Here is a 23,815-nt window from a genome sequence, read left to right on the forward strand (position 1 = left end):
TATGATTGTTATTCATCAGCTTCATCTGCACTGTTGCCTTTATAAAAAAGCCGGTAGATGTTGCCTTTCAGATCGTCAGAAATATACACCGAGCCATCGGGAGCCAATGCCAGAGAATAAGGCCGCGCCACGGGGAACTCACCATCAAGGAAACTTACCAAGGTAGAACGGCTGACGACTTTATCGCCCTCCATTTTTAGCAGCACAACCTGGTAGCCCACTTTACTGGAGCGGTTCCAGGAACCATTTTCCGCCACCAGCATCTGGTGCTGATATTCCGCAGGGAACTGACTGCCGTCATAAAACAGCAACCCCGTGGGAGCGACATGGGCAGGAAGCTCAAACACCGGAGGTTCGATAATGAGGTTTTTCGGCTTGTCATACGCGGGTTCCTTAATGGATTTACCATGCATGTAGGGAAAGCCGAAATGCTCACCTGAGGCATCAACTCGATTAATTTCATCTGGCGGAATATTGTCGCCCATCCAGTCGCGACTGCTGTCGGCAAACCATAGTTTGTTGTTCACCGGATTCCAATCAAAACCGACGACCTGACGGATACCGGTAGCAATCTGCTGCGATTCACCGCTACCCACATCTAGGGCGATGATGCTACCAAACGGCGCGACGGGCTCACACACATTGCAAGGTGCGCTAATTGAAATATACAGCCGTCCATCCGGCCCGAATTTAATACCGCGGGTACTTTTATTCCCTTTGCCAGGCAACCGGTCATAGATCTCCTTTGGTCGACTTGGCCGCTTAAGCCTTTGTTCAATATTGTTAAACACCACAATACGATCATCCAGAGCGGCATAGAGATCACCGTTATGAAACGCCAGTGCTTCTGGATAACTCAGATCTTTGGCCACCAGATACCGCCGATCTACTCGACCATCGTTATTACTGTCGACCAATGCGGTAATAGTGCCACTCTTACGAGAACCCACAAACAGTGTTCCCTGATCCCCCACAGCAATCTGCTTGGCATCACCTAACTCTGTGGCATAAAGAGAAACGCCAAATCCTTTGGTTACTGTGATCATTATCGACTGCGCCGCATTAGCGGTGCCGTATCCTAAGGCTGTTCCCAGCAGTAACAAACCTGCACCGGCCTTCCTGCCGATTCTGTTACAGAAATTCATCATAATCTTGCCTTTGCTCTTGGTTTCAGGCATTTGTGCAATCAAAACTCGGCCAGATCTCCTTTGGTTTCCAGCCAAGATTTGCGATCACCAGCCCGCTTCTTCGACAGCAGCATATCCATCATTGCGTCGGTTTCCTCCGCATTATCAATGGTTAGCTGTACCAAGCGACGGGTATTGGGATCCATGGTGGTTTCCCTAAGCTGCAGCGGATTCATCTCCCCCAGCCCTTTAAATCGGGTCACCTGCACTTTGCCCTTTTTGTTATCTGCCGCTAAACGGCTGAGGATGCTTTGTTTTTCTTCTTCATCCAGTGCGTAATACACCTCTTTACCTATATCAATACGGAAAAGTGGTGGCATTGCTATGTAGATATGGCCCTGTTCAACCAAGATTTTAAAATGTTTCAGGAATAATGCGCACAACAACGTCGCGATATGCAAGCCGTCTGAATCGGCATCCGCCAGCACACAGATTTTGCCATAGCGTAATTCGGAAATATCATTGCTGTCGGGATCACAGCCAATCGCCACGGAAATGTCGTGAACTTCTTGCGAGCCCAACACCTGTGAACCATCAACTTCCCAGGTATTAAGAATTTTACCGCGCAGCGGCATGATAGCCTGAAACTCTTTGTCACGTGCCTGCTTGGCACTGCCGCCAGCTGAGTCACCTTCCACCAAGAACAGTTCCGTGCGGTGATTGTCCTGACTGGTGCAATCAGTCAGCTTCCCTGGTAACGCTGGTCCGGCGGTTACTTTCTTACGCGCAATTTTCTTGGCGGATTTAAGACGTTTCTGCGCGTTGCTAATGCACATTTCAGCCAGCAACTCGGCTTGGTCCGTGTGGCTGTTAAGCCACAAACTAAACGCATCACGGATGATACCGGCAACAAACGCGGCACATTGACGACTGGACAGTTTCTCTTTCGTCTGCCCGGCAAACTGGGGGTCCTGCATTTTTACCGACAGCACAAACGAAGCTTTATCCCAGATATCCTCTGGACTCAGTTTCACGCCACGTGGAATAAGATTACGAAACTCACAGAATTCGCGCATGGACTCCAATAAGCCTTGCCGAAACCCGTTAACATGAGTTCCTCCCAACGGAGTGGGGATCAAATTGACATAACTTTCGTTAAGGCAGTCGCCACCTTCAGGCAACCAAGTAATCGCCCAATCTGCGGCCTCAATCTTGGTACTAATGCTGCCCACAAACGGCTCTTCCGGCAACGTCAGTGCATCTTTAATAGAATCTTTAAGGTAATCGGTCAAACCCGCTTCGTAGAACCATTCCTGCTCTTCGCTGGTTTGTTTATTGACAAATCGGATACGCAGACCGGGACACAACACCGCTTTAGCACGCAGCAAATGCGTCAGCTTGCTGATGGAAAAGTTGATCGAATCAAAGTAGCGCTCTTCGGCCCAGAACTGCACCCGGGTACCGGTGTTGCGTCGGCCGCAACTACCACTAACACGCAGTTCTTCGACGCGATCTCCATGTTCAAAAGCCATGTCATAAACCTGACCGTCACGCCGCACCGTTACTTCAACCCGCTTTGATAGCGCGTTAACGACCGAGATGCCTACACCATGCAGCCCACCAGAAAATTGATAGTTTTTATTGGAGAACTTACCACCAGCATGCAGTTTGGTGAGGATCAGCTCAACCCCAGGGATGCCCTCTTCCGGGTGAATATCCACCGGCATACCACGGCCGTCATCAATGACTTCCAGTGAGTTGTCTTGATGCAAAATCACATCTATTTTACTGGCAAATCCCGCCAACGCTTCATCGACACTATTGTCGATCACTTCCTGCCCCAGATGGTTGGGCCGCGTGGTGTCCGTGTACATGCCAGGACGACGTTTGACCGGATCCAGCCCGTTCAGAACTTCAATGGCATCAGAGGTATATTGATTTGTCATAGCGCGTACTTTTTATTTTTCCGGCCATCGTGGGCCGCACAGATCTGATTGTCAAGGTAAGCACAAAAATCGGCTCACCGTATCCAGCTTATCGCCATAGCCCACAAAGCTGTGATTGCCGCCAGCCTCAAGCAGCATCTCACAACAATGATATTTAGCCAATGCCTGACGATAATCCAACACCTCATCGGCGGTCTGTAACAGTACCAAAAAACGCTCAGGATTGAGAATGACGGGCGTATCATATTGCTGTAACTGCTGCTGATGTTCCGGTAACAGTTGATAGTGTTCGCCGGTATAAGGGTTGAACTGCGGCCCGAGGTACGCCGCAAATAGTTCGTAGGGCTTTACCGCCGGGTTTATCAGCACGGCCTTACCGCCGTACTCCTGTACCAGCCAACTGGCAAAATAACCCCCGAGTGACGAACCGATAAAACACAGTTTCTCACCCTCAGCCAGTGCCTGTTCGGTAATGGCTTGTAGTAACGCCATCGCGGGCTTGGGCGCCGCAGGCAACTGCGGTGCCACCATGCGCAGTTGGGAAAACTGTTGCTGCATGTAAGCTCGGGTTATTCTCGCTTTATCGGAATCTGGTGAACTGTTAAAACCGTGAATATAGAGCAGCATAGTTCCTCACACTGGCAGCCACGCTGGGGAACAGATCAGTAGCCACTCGCCTGAATATCTGGGGCAAAACGCTCCCCGGGGATTCGGTGTACATTGGTCAGCATGCTACCATCCGCTCGCAACTCCAGCAATCGATAGCCAGGTTGTAGCACGTCCAGGGCAAAATAGGGCGACTGAGGTTTGAACTGAATGCAAGTGGATGGTGTCGCCATCAGCGCAATTGACTGCTGTTCGCCTTGATAATGGCTATCGAGCTGCTGATGTACATGTCCCCACAACATACCCTTCACCTGCGGTAACTTGGCCATTTGCTGCAAAAACTCATCACCGTTATCCATCCAGTGTTGATCGAGCCAAGCACAGTTCACTTTAATCGGGTTGTGATGCATTACTAACAAAACATGTAATTCAGGGGCAGCCTCAATGGCACTGCGAATAATCGCAAACTCTTCCTCGGCCAAATGGCCGCCCGGCTTTCCCCGCACGGTAGAGTCCAGCATGACAATCTGCCAGTTCCCGGCCAAGACTCGTCGTTGACCATAGATTTGCTTTCCTTGCATATGCAGATGCATTATGCGCGGATCATCATGATTACCCGGCAGATAGTGACATGGAAGATTAAGCGGTCCGATAGCTTTCACAAAACTTTGGTAGGATTCACCAGAGAAATCCTGGCTGAGATCACCGGTTGCCAGCAACAGATCGGCAGGATAATTGAGCGCCTTGATGGTGTTGATAACGGCTGCAAAACTATTGGCAGTATTGACCCCCAACAAATGCCCTTCCGGATCGGCAAATAGATGAGGATCGGTAATCTGCACTATGCGTACGCTATGATCCTTTGGAATACGATAAGTGATAGCCTCTTTCAGCACATTGATTACCTAATACTATGACTGACAAACAAGGCGCGCACGACAGTCGATTTTCAACAACTCCTCCAGAAAGGCGTTAACCTGATATTTCTCATTCCGATGATACATACGCAGGTTCGGGTAATCGTACACCGGTCGCAACTGGGAAATCTGCTGGCTGCTTAACACTTCTGCTAATTTAGCATCGTGATAGACTCTCACCGTTACCTGTGGCACTGGCACCAAGTGTGCCGCCCCCATGCCCATAGGTCGCGAGATACTCACCACCTGCGTATACGGCGTACTCTCCAGCAAGCTGACCTGCAAACAGCCAAACTCGCCCTCCACCAGCCACTGCGCACCGGTGTGACAATCTTCGGGTAACCAGCGGGCAATATGGGCGTAATTTCGCCCACACAGCGCCAGAAAACGGCTGACATCCGGTTGATATTTATCTTTTGTTTTCTGCATCCGCATTCATCAGTTGTTGATAATTTAGTTGCAACCACTGCAACCCAAGGACAGTCGACGCATTGTCGATACGACCATCCGTGGTCATGGCATAAGCCTGTTGCCGCGGCAACACTACCACGCGAATATCTTCGTGCTCTTCTGCCAAGCCATGAATCCCACTCGCTTGACTGGCATCAACGGCCGCCCAATAGAAATAAAACCGCTCAGTACTACCACCCGGACTAGAAAGAAAACTACTGATGAATTGCATACTTCGCGCTTGCAGGCCGCTTTCTTCCTGTAGTTCACGATAGGCAACCTGTTCCGGGGTTTCGTCGCTATCTATCATACCGGCGACTAATTCCAGCAACCAAGGAGAATCACTGGTCATTAAGGCTGGAAATCGTAGTTGCTCAATCAATACCACCTGATCAGTCAAGGGGTCGTACGGCAATACAACCACAGCATGACCGCGCTCAAATACTTCGCGGCGCACCTCTTGGCTCCAACCGCCAGCAAACAAACGGTGACGGAAGCGGTATTCTTCCATAGAAAAGAAGCCGGAATAAAGTGTTCTTTTCGCTAAAATCTCAATATCAGTTTTGGAGAATTTTTCAGGTTTCATTATTGCTCCGTTTCTGCGATAACTTGTCCACACCGCAACAGATATTTCGTCACAATTGCGCGGCATCATTTATTCATAAAATCTGTTACACTTCGGAGTTGACTGGAAATCAGATGGTTTTTAGTATTCTGCCAACAAGTTTTGCTGTATCGGGAAGCGTCGGGAAGCGCAAACCGCCTTTTTAAGGCATTAACAGTCTAACGAAGTTAAACCACCTGTACAGGGTGTTTGTCTATAAGGACAGCTAATGAAATTCAAGATCCGCACTTTATGCGCGGCGTTAACGCTCGCAGTTTCTGCATCTTCAGCGCACGCCGATGATTTGCTTCAGATATACCAGCAAGCACTCACGAATGACCCAGTGGTTCTGCAGGCTAAAGCACAACGCGACCAGCTATATGAAGCCATTGAAGAAAATCGTGCACCGTTGCTACCAAGCATCAGTGCTGCTGTAGGTTACAATAAAGCTTGGCTGGATCCGGGTAACGATACTCGGGGGCTGACTGGCACCGTATCGCTAAACCAAGTGATCTATGATCACTCTGCGTGGGTCGGGCTGAGTCTGGCTGAGAAAGCGGCCTCCCAAGCTGATGCGATTTATGCTACCTCGTTGCAGAATCTTATCACTAGGGTGACAACAGCCTATTTCAACGTGTTGCTGGCTAACGATACTTATGCTTATCAGATTGCTGAACAGCGCGCGATTGAGCGGCAGTTGGAACAGACCAAACAGCGTTTTGCCGTTGGTTTGACTGCGATTACTGACGTCCATGAAGCACAAGCGCAATATGATTTGTCCACTGCATCGGTGATTTCAGCCAAAAATCAGCTGACAAATAGCTACGAAGCGTTACGTGAGATTACCGGTTTGGATCACTCAGATCTGAAAGTACTGGATACCAACCGTTTCTCAGCTTCTATGCCTATGCCAAGTAAAACCGAAGAATGGCAGAAAATTGCTGAAGATAGTTCACTGTCTTTGCTGACTGATAGAATTGCCAAGGATATTGCCCAGGAAACTATCTCCCTGCGTAAAGCGGGCCATATGCCATCGGTGAGTTTGAATGCCGGTTACACCAAAGGGCTGGATCAAAACACCAATGGAACCAGTGAACCTGACTACGATCAGAGCAGTGTTGGTTTGAATCTAAGCATTCCAATTTTTGAAGGTTTCAAAGTAACATCTCAGGTCAAACAAGCACAATTTGCTTATGTTGAAGCCAGTCAGGCATTGGAACAGACTCATCGTCAGGTGATTAAGAGCGTACGTAGTGACTTCAATGACGTTGCGGCGGCCATCAGTTCCATTAAAGCCTATGAGCAGTCTGTGATCTCTTCTGAAAGTGCACTTAAAGCTACTCAGGCAGGTTTTGAAGTCGGCACCCGTACTATCGTAGACGTACTGAATAGTACCAGAACGCTCTATGATGCCAAGCGTCAGCTTGCTAGCGCCCGTTACAGCTACATTAATTCAGTCATGGCACTGAAACAGGCCGCAGGAACATTGAACGAAAACGATATCGCCGGAATTAACAGTGGTTTGACAGCCGAAACGCAGCCTCAGCCATAAGTGATGATGATATGCATAAAAAAACCGCCTTTCGGCGGTTTTTTTATGTTAAGTGGGCTTAAAAAACCACTTCAACACCTGCAAAGATGCCATCAAATTTCATGTCGGCGCTAATGTCGTCAATATCATCGACATCAAAGTTGAAGGTACGATAGCCAGCATGGACTCGAGTATCCAGCGCAATACCATCAAACTGCCAACCGACACCTATCTGATAATCATAAACACTAGACTCATCAATGCCGGTGAGAATATCGGCATAGGCAAACAGTCCTGTTCCCGGCAACCCAAGTTCAGCATTGGCATATCCCATAAACACGCCTTTACTTAACTCCAGTGTAGCCGACTTGCTACCTTGGTAAACACGGAACGAACCATCAAATTTTTTGTAGCCAGCCCCCACGTCCAACGACAGAATATCGTTATCCAACAGTTCGTAATAGCCAATAAAATCCGTGTTACTCAAATCGATATTGGCGTAGGTTTCTCCGGTATAACTGATCCCGGAAAATGACATGTCGGCATCCGCCAATGTGCCATCCTCATCTAGATGGTTTTCACGGATCTTCAAATTAGGCAAAAATGGGATCGGGTGTTCGATAGCAAACCATAAACTGTAGCGAGATGAAGAGTCATAGCCAAACTCCTGTTGAGGCTGCCCTTTTTCAGCAAACGTACCACTGGCATCTGCGTTCCAGTAATCCCCCCCGACTTTAAACCCGAGTACAGTTGCCGCTTGTACGGAACCCGCAGTCATGGCAGCCAGTAAGGCTACCGCCATCAATGTTTTTTTCATCACTTAACCCTGTGAAAGTAAATTGGTTAAATCAATCACCGCCGCATTGGCGCGAGATACATAATTGGCCATCACGAGAGAATGATTGGCCACAAATCCAAAACCTGAGCCATTGAGAATAATCGGACTCCACACGGTTTGTTGAGTGGACTCCAGTTCGCGAATAATCTGCCGTAGGCTGACTTCGGCATTTTTCTTTTTCAAGACATCGGCAAAGTCAACTTCGACCGCCTTCATAAAATTGAGTAAGGCCCAAGTGGAGCCGCGCGCTTCGTAAAATACGTCATCAATCTGCCACCAACCGGTTTTCACCTGCATTTGCGATTGCGCTGGTGTTGACTGCCGCGCCGCACTGTCACCGGCAAGATCGGTATTCAACCGTTCCTGGCCAACACTGGCAGACAACTGTTGTGACAAACTACCCAAACGCTTCTGTACCTCTTTCAACCACTCATTAAGATTGTCGGCGCGGGCATAAAACTGCGCGTCCTTATTCTGGGGGTCGGCCATACGGGCACGGTAGAGTTTCAGTAGTTTCACAGCATCGCGGTATTCACCTTCAGCACTGGGCACTAACCAGCTGGTGTGATCGATATTGAGTTTGGAATGCGCTTCAAGCAGATCTTTATCGGCAGTGGACTGCGATTGAGAGCGGCTAAATTCTTTACGCATCACCAAAGCCAAATCGCGGATTTGCTCCAGCGCACCAAATTCAAAGGCTGGCATATTGTCCATCATCACTGAGGGTGGCATGACGTCATTTGACAACCAGCCGCCTGGCTTATCCAGCAAGGTATCGATGGTGTCAATCAGCGATGTCGTCGTGGCATAACCGATAACTGGTTGACCACTGCTATCATTAAGTACCTGCGGTTCCAGTACATCCGGTTCAACACTCCACCAAACACTTATTACATACATGACCACTGCTAACAACACGGCAGTTCCGGCAGCATATTTCCACTTTGCTTGCATCCTGTGCATTCTCCTCTATGTGATATGCGGCTATTGCGGGATTCAGCATTTATCAACACTCAAAAGTGCATTGCCGACCATTACCGCTCAAGAAAACTCAAACAACTGTTTGAATATGGCATTCCTTGCCTTACACTGCCAATCAGGCAACGTAACTATCAGGGCAGATATCATGACCACCATACAGGTTCACGACACTCAGGGAGTACGGGTACTCAAATTCAACCGCCCGGAAAAACGTAATGCGATCGACCTCGGTATGTACCGACAGCTCACAGAATACCTGATCCAAGGGGACACCGACAACGACATCCGTGCCTTCATGCTGTGCGGTAGCAGTGATTGCTTCACTTCTGGCAACGATGTTGCCGAATTCTTGCAACACCCCGATTTGGGGCCAGAGCATCCCGCTGTACGCTTTCTACATTGTCTGACCGAACTGAAAAAACCGCTGTTAGCGGCGGTCAGTGGTGCAGCAGTGGGCATTGGCACCACCTTGCTATTACACTGCGACCTAGTTTATGCCGATGAGACAGCCCGCTTTAAAATGCCATTTGTCGACTTGGCGCTGGTACCAGAAGCCGGTGCCAGTCTGTTATTACCACGGCTGGTGGGTTATCAGAAGGCAGCGGAACTACTACTGCTCAGTGAAAACTTTGATGCTAACCAAGCAAATCAGTTTGGACTAGTTAATCAGGTAGTCAGCGCAAACCAATTATACGAATTTGCGTTAAGCAAAGCGGCTGCTATTGCAGCCAAATCGCCCAGTGCGGTGCAGCAAACCAAGGCCTTGATGCGCGTAGGTAAAGAGGCACTGCAGCAACAGATGCAGCTAGAACTGACATACTTTGGCGAACGCCTGCAAAGCCCGCAAGCCAGGGAAACCTTTATAAAATTTCTGCAGCGCTAGGTGTCAAGCAAACAACCGCAGATAATCAGCGTTGAGGTGGCTGCTCTCATAAAAGCGGCTAACTCAACGCTGATTATCGGCCTGTAACGTCTTACCTACGCCCCATGCGGCCAACACCAATAACAACAACGGCCACAATAATGAGAAACCACTGAGCAACATCACCATCGCGGCACCACTACATATCACGACGACCAATGCCATTAAGCTGAACGCGGCACAGATCCACAGCAATAACAACAGCGCCGTTAATCCCGCCAACAATAACGTCCAGATACCATCATCCAACCACAACAGCCCAGAAGGATCGAACAAAAACATCGCGCCGCTATGGCCAAATGTGATTGCCAACAGGACGAGTACGCCAACAAATCCCCACACCAAAAATTGTGGCCGTCGCCGATAACGCCGATAATTCCCCATCGACTAGCTCCTTATCTTGGGATAAACCATTCCGCCAACAAAATACAACACCACACCCCATAACGGCATCAACAGCGTCATCACCACCCACACCAGTCGCAGCCAGAATACAGACCATCCAAAGTCACTGGCTAACTGACCACACAAACCACAGACCCACTTACTCGGATCTCGTAAACGTTGCTCTAATCTCATCTGTTACTCCGAAAGTCACTGTCGCAATCGTAACGGTTACCGCTTGGTAGCCACATCTGCTACTGCGATATTGTTTGCAGAAGTTTCGGTGATGGCGTCGAAGGTTTCCTGCACCATTTCGTCAGTTACTGCCGCAATGCTATTACCCAATTCGCGTTGCAGCGATGCCATGATTTCGGCTTTGGCACTGTGTAACATTTCTTGAGCCTGCACCGTCAGCGTAGTGCTTACAGCATTCAATACCGCGCCTTTGCTAGGCAAATTATCATCGGCCATAACAGTGCCACACATCAGGCTCCCAGCCAGAACAGCAGTTATCGCAAATGTAGAAGTTAAGCTTTTCATGATTGTCGTCCTTTTCCAGTTAAGCTGAACTATTTCAGCGTTCGCAGGAGATAATTCAAGCGGTGTGCCAACTTGGAAAATATTTCATAACATCATGTTTAATAAATATTTTATTTCACACCTTAAGATAAAAAGTAAAACTCGGAAGGGAGGATAAGAATAGAATGGCGAGAATCACCAGATCTGTAGCAATTTTCGCCAACTTTTGTCGTTAACGCTGATACACGCTATTTCTTGCGGCCAGTAATACTTCTATGCCTGCATCAGGTTTATGCGCATTTTCACTGAGATAACGGCGCCAACTACGGCCCCCCGCAACGCCTTGATAAAGGCCGGTCAGGTGCCGGGTAATGTGGTTTAGACGCCCCCCCACTTGTAGATGTTGCGCCACATACGGCAGCATAGCATCCACCACCTCATCACGGCTTAGAAGCGCACGGTTCATGCCAAACAGCCGTTGATCAACCTCCGCTAGCAGATAAGGATTTTGGTAAGCCTCGCGTCCAACCATCACGCCATCGAGCTGTTGCAGGTGTTGCGTAATGTCGTCCCAGCTTTTAATACCACCGTTAATACTGATGTTTAACGCCGGGAAGTCCTGTTTAAGTTGATAAACTCGAGGATAATCCAGCGGTGGAATTTCCCGGTTTTCTTTCGGACTCAGCCCCTGCAACCAAGCTTTGCGGGCATGGATGATAAAAGTATCACAGCCTGCCTCACTGACCTTACCCACAAAATCGGTGAGGAACGGATAAGAATCTTGCTCATCGATACCAATACGGGTTTTTACCGTTACCGGAATGCTGACCTGTTGCTGCATCGCATTGACACAATCCGCCACCAACTGTGGCTCAGCCATTAAACAGGCGCCGAAACGACCATTTTGCACGCGGTCTGAAGGGCAACCCACATTAAGATTTACCTCATCATAGCCCCGTTCCTCAGCGATCCGCGCACATTGCGCCAACGCTTGAGGATCGCTGCCGCCCAGCTGCAATGCCAACGGATGTTCAGCTTCGTTGCATTCAAGGTAATCCCCTTTACCAAACAAAATGGCGCCAGTCGTTACCATTTCGGTGTACAGCAACGCTTGCGATGACATCAGCCGCGCAAAGTATCGATAGTGTCTATCAGTCCAATCCAGCATCGGTGCCACCGAAAAACGGCGATGTTTTGTCAAATCCGTTACTGTTTTTGCCGAATAATCTGTCACTTATTAAAGTTCCTCAAATACCTGGTGTCATGGGTGGTTTCATTGTATGGTGCCGTACAGTGCGCTATAAAATGAATAGCACGAATGAAACAGTGCATCGGATTGTTGATGAAACCGTCACTTCAAGCAGGGGCGCGATTATACACAGGAACAACTGAATAATCAGCCGTTGTAAATGTACGTGCATGGTGACATAAACCGCCGACACAGGAGCATAAATGCAGGATAAAAGGGCTGTACAGGTGAGCATTATCGTAATTCTCACGATTGCGGTAGTGTTGGTGCTGTACTTTACCTCAACACCGAGCAAAGATAATTTCCGACCGGCAACGCCAAAAACGACTAATATTCAAGCAGTTCAACCGATTGAACAACGACCACCCGCGATAGATATCAACCGTAGTTGGCCTACGCAGATTGCGGCGTTAGCGCGCCGAGCAATGTCCTATACCGTAATAAAATCGCAACTTGTCCACGAACGCCGCTCCACCCTGTTGGTCGTGATTACATCGCCCTACGCTAATGGCTATGAGCAGTTTCTTGGGACTGCCATCAAAGTTGCCCGCAGTATGGCGATTAGTCGTAATGTGGCCGCGGTACATGTATTACTTGAACCAAATGAAGTGCTTATTGGGAAAGGCTATCAACTCGCTGACGTAGCATTATACACTGATGGCAAAGGTGAAGATGGTCAGACGTTTAATGGGGTTTACTGGCAAGCCTCGGCCATGCAAAACCCTTATTCACCTCAGCAATTGCAAGTGGCTAGTCTCTGGTTTCAGCACCAGAGTGAATATCTGGATAGTCATGGAAAAATCAACGAGTCGGCATTAAAACGCTATATTGCGGAACAACTGAATATTCCCGATTTTGCCGTCAAACTGCCACAGTCAAATCGGTTGCCACTGACCATCGATAATCAACCGTCTGACTGAGCTAATGTATTGGCAATGGCCGCATAAGTGAGCATCAGTTCTGCCAACGAGTCGACCTGCATTCCGCGCATTAAATTCGCTCGATGGATCTCCACGGTACGCACCGCGATAAATAATTCATCGGCAATCTGCTGATTTTTATAACCTTTGGCGATCAGTTTCAGGATTTCTCGTTCTCGCGGAGTAAGCTTTTGATACGTTTGTAGTTGCTGCTGTCTTAGGGCGTTAGCCTGTGAGCACTGCATCGCTTTAGTCACTGCTTGTGCCAGCATGGCACCATCTGCTGGTTTCTGGAAAAAATCTACCGCTCCCTGTTTTAACGCATCTACCGCCAGCGGCACATCACCATGCCCGGTCAGATAGATCACTGCCAGTGGACTCTGGTGTTGTCGCAATAATTGATGCAGCTGTTGACCACTGAGTCCGGGCATCCGCATATCGAGGATCACACAGCCGGTCTGTTGCCATAAACCAGCAGCAATGAAAGCTTCAGCACTGACAAACTCACGTACCTGGAAATCGTAGCTTTCCAGCATGAAACTCAGTGAGCGCAACACAGACGCATCGTCATCCACCAAATACACCGAGTGTTTATCTTCAACCATCCGTTTGTTCCTTTAAAGACAGGGTCAGCTGTACCAGGCAACCACCTGAATCGGCATTACTCATCGACAGCTTCCCGCCGTGGCTTTCCACTATTTCGCGGCAAATCACCAATCCTAACCCCAACCCTTGGCGTTTGGTGCTGGTAAATGCCTGCATCAGTTCACTGGCATCACGGCTTAGCCCCGGGCCATTATCCTGGATCTGCACCATTACCTGCTGCGGCTGGCGGTAATCCAGCAACACCTCGATCCGTTTATCTGCCTGTGGGCATTCTGCCAGCGCATCAATGGCATTTTTCAGCAGATTAACTAGCAGTTGTTGGATGGCGACAGGTTCCAGCCATTGTCGCTGTTCATGACCCAGCAACTGCCACTGTAACTGGATCTGCTGTTTATCCAGTTCGAACTGCAACAGTTCGACCGTATCCAGTAACAGCGGTCGCAATAATTGCTGCTGTTTCGCAGCGGGCTGTTTTTTCAATAGACCGCGCAATCGTTGAATAATCGCCCGAGCACGCCCAACTTCAGCGTCTATCTGCTGTAATGCTTGAGGCAACTTTTCCAGTTGCCCTTGCTGCAAACGCACACTGGCGCCGTGGCAATAATTACCGATGGCCGCGAGCGGCTGATTCAGCTCATGGGCCAGACTAGCCCCCAATTCCCCAGCAACAGCTGCGCGCTGAGCGTGTTCCAGCAGTACCAGATTCTCACTGAGTTTACGTTGCGCTTGCGCCAACTGGTGGCCGCGACGGTTAAAACGATATTCCAGCCAGAAATGGTAGGCGTTAAGGGAAATCAGCAGTAGCAGAATACTCCAGCCCCATTGGCTGTGCTCCTTGAGCCACACCATCGCCCGTTGCCACCAAGGTGCCTGCAATGGATGCATGTCGAGATCTTTATACAATCTATCTATGGTCAGTTGGCTAACGGCTGTGGTCCAACCGAGTGAATCTGCCGCAGTGGCTGCTGCGCTTTGCTCCGGCAATGCCAACAATGCTTGCGTCACCTGTTTTGCCAGTTTCTGCCCGGCACGACTGGTCTTGGCCAACGACCAGTTGGGGTAAAGTGCAGTGGAAACCTTGCAGCCAAAACCCGCGGGAGTATGGTCTTCCACTATTCGGTAATTATCGGCGTTAAGTAGATGCTCGGCGGCCATCTGCTCTAGCTGACATACAGGCACCACAGCTGCATCGGCTTTGCCATCGCGTAAGGCGTACAACAGATTATCCAATGGGAATCCTGTTGGTAGCAATTGCGCGACGGTATTGGGCAGATCAATCTGCTGCTTCCAAGCGGCATACACCAAGGTCAGATAACCGCCAAAGGCATGTGGGGAGACAATAGCTAAACGTTTATCTTTTAAATCCGCAAACGCTTTGATCGGCGAATCGCGCCGCACCACCAGCGCTGACCCCACCTGCATCGGCTGACCGCCGTTGAGGCGACTCTTCAATGTCGCCAGCCAGCTCAGTGAATACTGCCGCGCCAGCAATACCGACTGCCCAGGATTGGTGATCACAAAATCCAGATCCTGCGTGGCGACGGCATCGGACAGTTCATCTAGCGTCATCGGATGCAAGCGAAAGTAAGTACCGGGGATCTGCTGCTCCAGCCACTGCATGGTCGGTTGCCAGCGGTTGATGCTATCGCGATAGCCGCGAATAGCCAGCACACCAACATCCACTAGCGCGTATTGGGTTTCATCCACCGGCAGTGTATCTGCTGTTACCGACGCATTTATCGACAGTAATGGCACTAGCAACATCCAAAGATACAAGCAGCTCAGCTGAGAGGTTTTGCGCATAGCCGTGACGTTTTCCCAAAAATTTTACTCAGTTTGCCGGTCATTCTAACGGGATTTTATTGTTCTGGATCAACCCTGCGCCCGGTATGTGGAAAACCACTATAGAGCCATACTGGTCACTCTGCCGAGAATACACTCAAGGCGCCCACCATGGGAAAGCCGCCCACCAAGCTTCAAGGAGTGTGTAATGGATACTTCAAAACGCCGGTTACTGGGGCAAATTGCCGCCATTACCGCCGGTGCGGTGTTTATCCCATTGGCCGAGGCCGATGGTGACAGCACCCCGACCAAAGGCAAGCGCTATGGGATGTTAATTGACCTGCGCCGCTGTGTTGGCTGTCAAGCTTGCACTGTCGCCTGCACCATTGAGAATCAACCGCCACTGGGCCAGTTCCGCACCACAGTGAATCAATACGAAGTGACTGAAGGCGACAACAGCGCCTTTATGATGCTGCCACGCTTATGTAATCACTGCGAAAATCCGCCCTGTATCCCGGTCTGCCCCACAGGGGCCACGTTTCAGCGTCAGGACGGCATAGTCGTAGTCAACAACGACTGGTGTGTCGGCTGCGGTTATTGCGTGCAGGCCTGCCCTTATGATGCGCGTTTTCTCAATCATGAAACTAACACCGCCGATAAATGTACCTTCTGCGCCCACCGTCTGGATGCCGGATTACTGCCTGCTTGCGTTGAAACCTGTATCGGCGAAGCTAGGATCATCGGCGATCTTAACGATCCTGACAGCCGCATCAGCCGACTGCTGACACAACACCGCGATGACATCAAAGTACTGCGGCCCTCCATGGGCACCCAACCCCGAGTGTTTTACCTTGGCATGAACCAGGCATTTGCCGAACGTATCCGCGGTGAAGCACCAGTGCGGACGCTAATGACCGCCAGTGGCAAGGAGTTACATCATGGACATTAAAGAACTACTGACCCCGGACTTTGCTATCACCTGGCTGCCGTGGGCCGTGCAGTATTTTTTTCTGATTGGGCTAGCCTACACCTCGGTATGGATTGCCGCCATTGCGGTGCTGTGGCCGGGTCAACGGCAACAACGCTTGCTAACGCTATGCGGTAGCCTGATTTTCAGTGCCGCGATTGTGGCACCGGTGGCGCTGCTGGCAGATCTGCATCAGCCGCTACGCGCCTGGCACTTCTACATGCAACTGCGCCCCGATTCCTGGATGTGGTTTGGCGCCTGGTTGTTGCCGCTGTTTATGGGCTCAGGCTTACTGTTTGGCTATCTGTTGCTGCGGCCATCGTTGCCAACCACCGCCACTGACCGTTGGAGCCAGATTGGGTGTTGGTTGCGCTTTGGCCGTTGGTCAGAAAAACCCCTATTAAAACCAGTAGCGGTATTAGCCTTCCTCAGCGCTTGCAGCATTGCCTTGTATACCGGCATGGAAACCATGGCGGTGCAGGCGCGGCCACTATGGCACAGTCACTGGTTACCACCATTGTTTGCCGCCAGTGCGTTGTTGGCTGGCAGCGGCATGCTGGTGTGGCTCAATTTTCTGTTCAAAGGCCATAACACCAATACTGATCGCTATCTGCTGTTGTGGCTGCGTGCAGCCTTTACCCTGTTTGGCCTATTACTTATCGGCTGGGCGCTGGCGGGTGGCAAAAGTGCCGCTGAAGCACGCCTGCTGTTAAGCCACAGCCCTACTTGGCAGTTGGCCGCAATCTGGGTCTTGAGCACGCTAGCGGTGCTGGCGCTATTACTGGCCACCAGTCGCCAACCACACTGGTTATTGCTGCTCGCAGGCTTTGCTGCCGTACACCTCGCTTGGGGCTTCCGCTGGCTGGTACTGATCCAGGCGCAGACCGACCCGAAATACGGCGCTGGCACCTATTTCTATGAACTACCTTGGGGGCCAGAAGGCTTGCTGGGCATTCTTGGGACCTTCGGCCTGTGGCTGGCATTAATCACCCTGATTTCTGAGTTAGTACGTCAAACCGCGATTACTCAGGAAGGAGCAGCATAATGGACAAGAGCAAACGCAGATTTATTAAAGGTGCGGCCATTACCGGCGGAGCCGGTTTATTTGTCGCAGGTTACAGCCATACGCTAGGGCAACTGGGTAAAGGTATTGCCACTGGCAGCTCCGGCACAGTCACCGACTCGGCGATCCACGGTAATTCGTTAGCGCCTGAACTACAAATCGACCTGAAGACCGGTGCCATGACTGCCAACGCCGAGCAGCGCTTGGCGAACTCTATGTGCCTTGGCTGCTGGACTCGCTGCGGTGTACGTACCCGCATCGACAATAAAACGGACAAGATCCTGCGCATTACCGGAAATCCTTACCATCCGTTGTCGGCCAGGGAACATCTGGATTTTGACACTTCCATCAAAGATTCGCTGTTACATACCAGCGCCTATCAGGAGCAAGGCCTTGATGGCCGCTCGACCGCCTGTGCTCGCGGTAACGCAATGCTGGAACTGCTGGACAGTCCGCATCGAGTCACCCACTGCTTAAAACGTGTTGGCCCTCGCGGCAGCGGCAAATGGCAGACCATTGCGTTTGAACAACTGCTGCACGAAGTCGTAGAAGGTGGCGATCTGTTTGGCGAAGGCCACGTAGATGGCCTGCGGGCCATTCGTGACATCAACACACCGCTGGATGCAGATAACCCAGAATATGGACCAAAGGCGAATCAGCTGTTAGTCACCAATGCCTCTGATGAAGGCCGCGATGTCTTTATCAAACGCTTCACCTTTAACAGTTTTGGTACCCGCAACTTTGCCAACCACGGTTCATACTGTGGCTTTACCTATCGCGCAGGTGCTGGTGCTTTACTGGACGATCTGAAGAAATATTCCCATTTGAAACCCGACTGGGATAAAGCTGAGTTTTTGCTATTCATCGGCACCTCTCCGGCCCAATCCGGCAACCCGTTTAAACGGCAGGCCAGACAGCTGGCATACGACCGCACTGAGCGTAACTTCAGCTATGCCGTGGTATCGCCAATGCTGCCTAACAGCTCCAGTTTGGCGGCGGCACCGGATAACGTCTGGCTGCCCATTCGCCCGGCCACTGATGCCTCGTTAGCCATGGCGATGCTGCGCTGGATTATTGATAATAAACGTTATGCAGCGGCCTTCCTTAGCGCACCTAATGCCAAAGCCGCTGCGGCGGCGGGCTACCGAGGTTTCAGCAATGCAACCTTCCTGATCCATAGCGATCAACAGGATCCGCGTTATGGCCAATATCTGCACGCCAGCGAACTCGGCTTACCCTTTAGCGGTGAAGCTTTCGGCAAAGAAGACCCAATACTGGTGCTGGATAATGACAGCGGTAAACCGGTGGCAACAGGCAAATGCAATCAAGCTCGGCTAGAAGTCAATGAAATCATCAGCCACGGTGCCATCAGTATCCGTTGCCAGAGCAGTTTCAGCCTGTTGGCGGAGTCGGCCCGCAGCCAGACCGTTGAGCAATACAGCGCCGAATGTGACATTCCGGTTGCCGACATTATTGCTCTAGCCGACAAATTCACCAGTCATGGCACCAAAGCCGCAGTGATTACTCATGGCGGCACCATGAGCACTAACGGCTTTTATAGCGCTTGGGCGATCATGATGCTGAATGCCATGATAGGTAACATCAACCAGCCAGGTGGCGCGCTGGCTAAAGGCGGTGCTTATCCGGCTTTCGGTAACGGTCCACGTTACAATCTGGCGGAGTTTGACGGCATGGTGCAACCTAAAGGGGTGTTTCTGTCTCGCTCAAAATTTCCTTATGAGAAAAGCTCGGAGTTCAAACGCAAAAAGGCCGCCGGGGAGTCGCCTTACCCCGCTAAAGAACCTTGGTTTCCGATCTCTTCACCACTACTCAGTGAACATCTGACCGCCGCCGTGGCAGGTTATCCTTATCACCTGAAAGCCTGGATTAACCATATGGGGAATCCGCTTTACGGGCAGGCAGGATTGGTCACCGCCATTGGCGAGCAACTGAAAGATCCCAAAGTGCTGCCACTGCTGGTCAGCATTGACAGTTTTATCAACGAAACCTCAGCACTTTCTGATTACATAGTGCCCGATACGCTGACCTATGAATCCTGGGGTTGGACCTCTGCTTGGCATGGCACCATGACCAAAGTATCAACTGGGCGCTGGCCGGTAGTCACACCCCGAGTAGAACACACCAAAGACGGCGATCCTGTGTGTATGGAAAGCTTTCTCACTAGCGTTGCCCTCAAATTGGGTCTGCCAGGATTCGGTGACAATGCCGTTCAGGCCGCTGATGGCTCGCTGCACCCGTTGACTCGGGCTGCCGACTACTCACTTTACGGTGCAGCAAATGTGGCTTGGGCCGGTGACCCCGTACCCGATATTGATGACGAAGATCGGCGTTGGTCTGGGGTTGAGCGCATCATCCCCGAACTAAAAACACGGTTGCAACCCGAAGAAGTTGCCAAAACCGCCTATTTGTTTGCCCGTGGCGGTCGCTTTGAACCAATGGCAAAGGCACGCGATGCCGATGGCAACCCGACGCATGTCTGGCCCAAACCATTAATGTTATGGAATCCCGAAGTTGGCAGTCGTCGTAATAGCCAAAGTGGTGAGTTTCTCAGTGGCTGCCCGCGCAGTTACGGGCCGCGACTGGCCAATGGTCAAGCCTTGCGCGAAGCCTTTAGCCGCGAACAATGGCCATTATTGCTTTCCAGCTACAAATCCCATGTGCAGAGCGCTATGAGTATCGGCTCTGATCGACTTCGGCAGGTGCATCCCAACAACCCGGTACGAATTAACAAAACCACCGCCGAACGGCTTGGTATCCACACTGGCGATACCGTGCGTATCAGCACACCAAACGGTAGCGTTATCGCGCTGGTAGAGTGTGTCGCTGGTGTGCATCCCGAATGTATTGCGATAGAACATGGTTTTGGGCATAAGGAGTTAGGCGCCCGAGATACCATCATTGATGGCAAACTGATTGCGGCGAATCCGCTAACTCAGGTTGGCGTTAATCTGAATGACCTGTCGATTCTGGATCCTAGCCGTCACGGCCGCTATCCACTCGTGGACTGGGCCAGTGGTTCTGCCGCACGTCAGGGATTACCCGCCAACATCGAAAAAATTACGGTATAACTTCTCTCAAGAAATACTCATGATGTAAAAAGCCCGGCAAATGCCGGGCTTTTTTAAGTTCAGCTAACTGAATTAGAAGGTGTACTTAACACCGACTTTCAGGTACCAAACAGAGTCTTCTGTATGAAGCTGATATGAACTTATAGGATCGTCTTTCAGGCCAATCTTGGCTCGAGAGTTTGGACTGTAGGTCAAAACACCGTTTTCATCCCAAGATGCGTTAGCAAACTCTTTATTATAGTTGCTGGAATCAGACAAATCGTACTGATGTCCCCAATCTTTATTCAACAAATTCGCCAAATTTTGAATGGTAAAATAGAGCACGCCTTTATGATCTTTCATAAACCCAGGAATTTCCTGAGAGAAAGATAGATCCAGAGTCGTTACCCAAGGTTTAGTGCTGGCATTTTTAGCAACATAACCACCAGCGTATTTTTCAAGCCCTGCTGGTTTTACATACTGGTCCATAAATGTTTGATAATCCAAACCACCGGCATATTTAACATTTGGATCATCTGCACCTGATGGGATGTATGGAGTATAAGCATTGGTCTGTGACAAATAACTTTCATCCCCTAGATCTGTCACCTTATATGTACCCATTAGCCAGCCATATGGTTGACCAGAACGACGTTCAAAGAACAGATCTACCCGAGTATCATAACCAGCAAAGAATTGATGGGTATAACCGAGATTAACTTTAAAGCTATGTTTTATCTCGTAGTTACCTGTCCCCATATAATCCACATTACGGTTAGCAACCACATCATACTTGTAGTTAGATGCAGCTTGGGAACTAGTTCCAGTATTACCGTCCGTAATATCCTGATGAGTATAGGATGCTGTTAAATTAACGCCGTTGTCCCATTTCTTACTCAGGCTGGTAGTAATAATGTTGGAATGCCCATCTGAGTCAGCATTGGTCAACAAGATATCGTAATGATTTGGAGAAGAAGCATCTACTGGTTCATAAATAATACGACCATCAGATGTAAATCTACCACTTGGCTGACGATTCAAATCACGCCAAGCTAAAGAATCCTGCTTCTGAGCATAGGTATACTGCGCTGACCAAGTCCACGCGTCGCCCAGATTTGGGATGTCAAACTGGTAATCGTATCCCACACTATAACGCCATTCTGATGGCAGTTTAAAGTTAGGATCGATAGCATCAGTTTCACCGTCAGGACTCCGCGTTGCTAGCTCATCTTTCATACTTTGCGGTACGTTAAGAGAAGTTACATCTGTCAGAGTTTTAGTGACACTATCTACATTTATTCCGTTATTACTAAAGGAGTTAGCAATCCACACATTAGGTTGACCGCCAGAGAAACGGCCAACACCCGCATGTACTGTCAAGGTATCTGTAGCATACCAAGTCAACCCTGCTCGCGGTAACCAAATATCTTTGCCATCAAGGTTTTCTTGATTAGAAAAACCGTAACGGTCATAAAATTTCTGGTTAAAGACAGGAGTGTCATTAGCAAATACGCGTTCATAACGAACACCGTAGTTGACATCAATAGTATCAGTCAGCGCCCAGTTATCCTGAATATAAGTGGCATAGGTGCCCATCACTAAAGCAGCGGCACCATCATCTGGATTGTTTGTAACTGCGTTTTTATAGTAAAGAGAACCTTTACCTGCCGCAAAATCTTCGATGCTATTAAAGGTCCATTTACCTAATGAAGGGTTTACAAACAAGTTAAATACATCTAAACGCTCGTATTGTACGCCAAAGCCTAACTTATGATCCGCAAGCAGATACGATGCATCGAAATTCGCTCGCCAAGTTTTGGTTTCCAAATAGTTAGAATGTCGATACTCGTCTGGACCGAATGTTAAACCATCACCCTTAATATCTTTACCATTACCATCCAAGGCTGCGTTATTATCAACGTTAATTTCACCATAATCCCGAGTAGCAACCCCAGAAATGGTTTCTACATCTTTGTAAGATAAAGCAAATTCAGTGGTAAAATCTGAAGTCCAATCTGAGTAAAGATGGAACGCATAAGACTTCATATTCTGCTGGTAATCGTACCAATCACTGGTCAAATTAAGCGAAGACGCACCGGTGCTGATTGCATTGATAGAGTTACTTTCATCACTGCTGTAAGTAAATGATGCACGGTGAATATCGTTAATATTCCAGTCTAACTTGACCAGAATCTTTTCATCTTTTTCTTTGGGATTACCCTGCCAATCACCAATGTCATCGATACCGTAACGATCTTTAGCAATCTGCCGTACTTGCTCTAGTTGCTCGTTTGTAAAACCGGCATTTTTAGTTGCTCCGGCTCCAGCTGGCCCATATTCAGACACAATCGGTTGATCAAACTTTTCATAGTTAACAAAGAAAAATAGTTTGTCCTTAATCAGCGGACCACCTACATTCATACCCCAGGTATCGCTTTTTACACCTTGAACATCTTTGCTAGCAGTACGGTATATACCATCTTTACCTTTCTCAAAGATATCGTAATCGCCCGCCCAACTATCAGATGTTTTTTCGTAAAACACACCACCATGAAACTCATTAGTACCCGATTTAGTTACTGCGTTAATACGAGCACCACTAAAACCACCATACTTGGCATCGAAAGGGCTAGAGTCGATTGAAATCTGCTCGAGTGCATCAAGTGATATCGGTGAACGTTGAGTAGGATAGCCGTTGCCATTCAAGCCGAAGTCATCATTCAACCCTACACCATCAACGTTGATGCTATTGAATCTTGGGTTAGCACCAGCTACAGAAAATTCATTACTAGAACCACCCAATGATGTGGCCAAAGGATTTTGACGCAAAATATCCTTCATATCACGATTGAATGAAGGTGAATTTTTAATTGCATCTGCACCGAATACACTAGAATTGCCCGCATTTGAAGAGTACGCAATCTGACTACCGGTAACAGTGATACGTTCTACGTTCTGCTGATTAGCAGTAAGCTGTTCGTTGAAACGAAAAGTCTGACCCAACTGCAGGAAGATATCTTCTTTCACTGCGTCTTGATAAGTGTCAGAGTCAATAATCACTTCATAAGGACCACCTACACGCAAGCCTGACGCGCTGAAGGCACCGGCATCGTTGGTAGTGACTTCAGTAACGGTACCTGAAGGTTGGTGAATAAGAGTGATTTTGGTGTTTGGCGCTGGTTTGCCATCTGGTCCGGTGATAGTACCACGCATAGAAGATGTGGTATCAGCAGCATAGGCCATTGAAGACGCACCGAGAGCCAATGCCATAGCGAGGGCCAGACGGCTTTTGGTAAATCCCTGAATCATCATTAGATCCCCTGAGTTTTTTTATT

Annotated in this window: 21 protein-coding genes; 6 read left to right on the plus strand and 15 right to left on the minus strand. The window is 49.4% G+C overall.

The annotated features are described in order from the left end of the window. Positions 1-8: 8 nt before the first annotated feature. From J3L11_RS07925 to nudF, 6 genes are all read right to left on the minus strand, one after another. Positions 9-1,046, minus strand: a complete 1,038-nt coding sequence (locus tag J3L11_RS07925; RefSeq protein ID WP_242695149.1) for a PQQ-dependent sugar dehydrogenase — start codon at positions 1,044-1,046, stop codon at positions 9-11. Positions 1,047-1,186: 140 nt separating this feature from the next. After that, positions 1,187-3,073: a DNA topoisomerase IV subunit B gene (parE, locus tag J3L11_RS07930; protein ID WP_133037965.1), complete on the minus strand. Its 1,887-nt coding sequence runs from the start codon at positions 3,071-3,073 to the stop codon at positions 1,187-1,189. Positions 3,074-3,124: 51 nt separating this feature from the next. After that, on the minus strand, positions 3,125-3,700 hold the full coding sequence (locus J3L11_RS07935) for a YqiA/YcfP family alpha/beta fold hydrolase (RefSeq protein ID WP_207570668.1): 576 nt from the start codon (positions 3,698-3,700) through the stop codon (positions 3,125-3,127). A gap of 35 nt (positions 3,701-3,735) precedes the next feature. Further along, positions 3,736-4,575 (minus strand): 3',5'-cyclic-AMP phosphodiesterase, encoded by an 840-nt coding sequence (gene cpdA, locus J3L11_RS07940; RefSeq protein WP_207570669.1) that lies wholly within the window; start codon positions 4,573-4,575, stop codon positions 3,736-3,738. A gap of 15 nt (positions 4,576-4,590) precedes the next feature. Next, the gene (locus J3L11_RS07945; protein WP_242695144.1) at positions 4,591-5,025 is read right to left on the minus strand and encodes a DUF1249 domain-containing protein; all 435 of its coding nucleotides are present in this window, start codon (positions 5,023-5,025) and stop codon (positions 4,591-4,593) included. Continuing rightward, positions 5,006-5,632 (minus strand): ADP-ribose diphosphatase, encoded by a 627-nt coding sequence (gene nudF, locus J3L11_RS07950; RefSeq protein ID WP_207570671.1) that lies wholly within the window; start codon positions 5,630-5,632, stop codon positions 5,006-5,008. The genes J3L11_RS07945 and nudF overlap by 20 nt, the downstream gene beginning before the upstream one ends. A 247-nt stretch (positions 5,633-5,879) precedes the next feature. Between nudF and tolC the strand changes: the two genes are divergently transcribed. Beyond that, complete coding sequence (gene tolC, locus J3L11_RS07955) at positions 5,880-7,202, plus strand: outer membrane channel protein TolC (protein ID WP_189617958.1); 1,323 nt, start codon at positions 5,880-5,882, stop codon at positions 7,200-7,202. A 58-nt stretch (positions 7,203-7,260) separates the two neighbouring features. Here tolC and J3L11_RS07960 read toward each other — a convergent pair whose 3' ends face one another. Together J3L11_RS07960 and J3L11_RS07965 are read right to left on the minus strand one after the other, a co-directional pair. Continuing rightward, positions 7,261-7,998, minus strand: a complete 738-nt coding sequence (locus tag J3L11_RS07960) for a TIGR04219 family outer membrane beta-barrel protein (RefSeq protein ID WP_189617957.1) — start codon at positions 7,996-7,998, stop codon at positions 7,261-7,263. 3 nt (positions 7,999-8,001) lie between these two features. Next, a complete protein-coding gene (locus J3L11_RS07965; RefSeq protein ID WP_207570672.1) occupies positions 8,002-8,973 on the minus strand; it encodes a DUF2333 family protein in 972 nt (323 codons plus the stop codon). A 172-nt stretch (positions 8,974-9,145) separates the two neighbouring features. Here J3L11_RS07965 and J3L11_RS07970 point away from each other — a divergent pair, with 172 nt between their 5' ends. After that, entirely contained in the window at positions 9,146-9,883 is a 738-nt protein-coding gene (locus tag J3L11_RS07970) for an enoyl-CoA hydratase-related protein (protein WP_207570673.1), read from the plus strand. 63 nt (positions 9,884-9,946) lie between these two features. Here the strand turns inward: J3L11_RS07970 and J3L11_RS07975 are convergent, their stop codons facing one another. The 4 genes from J3L11_RS07975 to dusA all read right to left on the minus strand — a co-directional run bounded on the left by J3L11_RS07975 (position 9,947) and on the right by dusA (position 12,059). Further along, on the minus strand, positions 9,947-10,306 hold the full coding sequence (locus J3L11_RS07975; RefSeq protein ID WP_133039311.1) for a hypothetical protein: 360 nt from the start codon (positions 10,304-10,306) through the stop codon (positions 9,947-9,949). Between the two features lie 3 nt (positions 10,307-10,309). Beyond that, positions 10,310-10,501, minus strand: coding sequence for a PspC domain-containing protein (locus tag J3L11_RS07980; RefSeq protein WP_207570674.1), 192 nt, complete (start codon positions 10,499-10,501; stop codon positions 10,310-10,312). Positions 10,502-10,537: 36 nt separating this feature from the next. After that, entirely contained in the window at positions 10,538-10,846 is a 309-nt protein-coding gene (locus J3L11_RS07985; RefSeq protein WP_133039313.1) for a hypothetical protein, read from the minus strand. Positions 10,847-11,057: 211 nt separating this feature from the next. After that, positions 11,058-12,059: a tRNA dihydrouridine(20/20a) synthase DusA gene (gene dusA, locus J3L11_RS07990; RefSeq protein ID WP_347566505.1), complete on the minus strand. Its 1,002-nt coding sequence runs from the start codon at positions 12,057-12,059 to the stop codon at positions 11,058-11,060. Positions 12,060-12,277: 218 nt separating this feature from the next. On the opposite strand from dusA, the gene J3L11_RS07995 reads away from it, so the two are divergent. Further along, positions 12,278-12,994, plus strand: a complete 717-nt coding sequence (locus J3L11_RS07995) for a hypothetical protein (RefSeq protein ID WP_133039314.1) — start codon at positions 12,278-12,280, stop codon at positions 12,992-12,994. Here J3L11_RS07995 and J3L11_RS08000 read toward each other — a convergent pair. Both J3L11_RS08000 and J3L11_RS08005 read right to left on the minus strand, forming a co-directional pair. After that, positions 12,979-13,599 carry a response regulator gene (locus J3L11_RS08000; RefSeq protein WP_207570675.1) on the minus strand — a complete coding sequence of 207 codons (621 nt, stop codon included), beginning with the start codon at positions 13,597-13,599 and terminating at the stop codon, positions 12,979-12,981. The genes J3L11_RS07995 and J3L11_RS08000 overlap by 16 nt on opposite strands. Continuing rightward, entirely contained in the window at positions 13,592-15,364 is a 1,773-nt protein-coding gene (locus J3L11_RS08005; protein WP_242695151.1) for a PhnD/SsuA/transferrin family substrate-binding protein, read from the minus strand. The genes J3L11_RS08000 and J3L11_RS08005 overlap by 8 nt, the downstream gene beginning before the upstream one ends. Before the next feature lie 226 nt (positions 15,365-15,590). On the opposite strand from J3L11_RS08005, the gene dsrO reads away from it, so the two are divergent. From dsrO to J3L11_RS08020, 3 genes are read left to right on the plus strand one after another with little or no spacing between them, the layout of a single operon-like run. Then, on the plus strand, positions 15,591-16,331 hold the full coding sequence (gene dsrO, locus J3L11_RS08010) for a sulfate reduction electron transfer complex DsrMKJOP subunit DsrO (protein ID WP_133039317.1): 741 nt from the start codon (positions 15,591-15,593) through the stop codon (positions 16,329-16,331). Continuing rightward, positions 16,321-17,394, plus strand: coding sequence for an NrfD/PsrC family molybdoenzyme membrane anchor subunit (nrfD, locus tag J3L11_RS08015; RefSeq protein ID WP_207570677.1), 1,074 nt, complete (start codon positions 16,321-16,323; stop codon positions 17,392-17,394). The genes dsrO and nrfD overlap by 11 nt, the downstream gene beginning before the upstream one ends. Continuing rightward, entirely contained in the window at positions 17,394-20,501 is a 3,108-nt protein-coding gene (locus J3L11_RS08020; protein ID WP_207570678.1) for a tetrathionate reductase subunit A, read from the plus strand. The genes nrfD and J3L11_RS08020 overlap by 1 nt, the downstream gene beginning before the upstream one ends. A gap of 72 nt (positions 20,502-20,573) precedes the next feature. Here J3L11_RS08020 and J3L11_RS08025 read toward each other — a convergent pair whose 3' ends face one another. Then, on the minus strand, positions 20,574-23,792 hold the full coding sequence (locus J3L11_RS08025) for a TonB-dependent receptor (RefSeq protein ID WP_207570679.1): 3,219 nt from the start codon (positions 23,790-23,792) through the stop codon (positions 20,574-20,576). Positions 23,793-23,815: the final 23 nt, after the last annotated feature.

It is taken from the genome of Shewanella sp. 4t3-1-2LB (assembly GCF_017368415.1).
Lineage (GTDB): Bacteria > Pseudomonadota > Gammaproteobacteria > Enterobacterales > Shewanellaceae > Shewanella > Shewanella fodinae.

Excerpts from the sequence above, each read along its gene's own strand:
- J3L11_RS07925 (WP_242695149.1), bottom strand. The coding sequence starts at position 1,046 with ATGATCACAGTAACCAAAGGATTTGGCGTTTCTCTTTATGCCACAGAG.
- parE (WP_133037965.1), bottom strand. The coding sequence starts at position 3,073 with ATGACAAATCAATATACCTCTGATGCCATTGAAGTTCTGAACGGGCTG.
- J3L11_RS07935 (WP_207570668.1), bottom strand. The coding sequence starts at position 3,700 with ATGCTGCTCTATATTCACGGTTTTAACAGTTCACCAGATTCCGATAAA.
- J3L11_RS07945 (WP_242695144.1), bottom strand. The coding sequence starts at position 5,025 with ATGCAGAAAACAAAAGATAAATATCAACCGGATGTCAGCCGTTTTCTG.
- nudF (WP_207570671.1), bottom strand. The coding sequence starts at position 5,632 with ATGAAACCTGAAAAATTCTCCAAAACTGATATTGAGATTTTAGCGAAA.
- tolC (WP_189617958.1), top strand. The coding sequence starts at position 5,880 with ATGAAATTCAAGATCCGCACTTTATGCGCGGCGTTAACGCTCGCAGTT.
- J3L11_RS07960 (WP_189617957.1), bottom strand. The coding sequence starts at position 7,998 with ATGAAAAAAACATTGATGGCGGTAGCCTTACTGGCTGCCATGACTGCG.
- J3L11_RS07965 (WP_207570672.1), bottom strand. The coding sequence starts at position 8,973 with ATGCAAGCAAAGTGGAAATATGCTGCCGGAACTGCCGTGTTGTTAGCA.
- J3L11_RS07970 (WP_207570673.1), top strand. The coding sequence starts at position 9,146 with ATGACCACCATACAGGTTCACGACACTCAGGGAGTACGGGTACTCAAA.
- J3L11_RS07975 (WP_133039311.1), bottom strand. The coding sequence starts at position 10,306 with ATGGGGAATTATCGGCGTTATCGGCGACGGCCACAATTTTTGGTGTGG.
- J3L11_RS07980 (WP_207570674.1), bottom strand. The coding sequence starts at position 10,501 with ATGAGATTAGAGCAACGTTTACGAGATCCGAGTAAGTGGGTCTGTGGT.
- J3L11_RS07985 (WP_133039313.1), bottom strand. The coding sequence starts at position 10,846 with ATGAAAAGCTTAACTTCTACATTTGCGATAACTGCTGTTCTGGCTGGG.
- J3L11_RS07995 (WP_133039314.1), top strand. The coding sequence starts at position 12,278 with ATGCAGGATAAAAGGGCTGTACAGGTGAGCATTATCGTAATTCTCACG.
- J3L11_RS08000 (WP_207570675.1), bottom strand. The coding sequence starts at position 13,599 with ATGGTTGAAGATAAACACTCGGTGTATTTGGTGGATGACGATGCGTCT.
- J3L11_RS08005 (WP_242695151.1), bottom strand. The coding sequence starts at position 15,364 with ATGTTGCTAGTGCCATTACTGTCGATAAATGCGTCGGTAACAGCAGAT.
- dsrO (WP_133039317.1), top strand. The coding sequence starts at position 15,591 with ATGGATACTTCAAAACGCCGGTTACTGGGGCAAATTGCCGCCATTACC.
- nrfD (WP_207570677.1), top strand. The coding sequence starts at position 16,321 with ATGGACATTAAAGAACTACTGACCCCGGACTTTGCTATCACCTGGCTG.
- J3L11_RS08020 (WP_207570678.1), top strand. The coding sequence starts at position 17,394 with ATGGACAAGAGCAAACGCAGATTTATTAAAGGTGCGGCCATTACCGGC.
- J3L11_RS08025 (WP_207570679.1), bottom strand. The coding sequence starts at position 23,792 with ATGATGATTCAGGGATTTACCAAAAGCCGTCTGGCCCTCGCTATGGCA.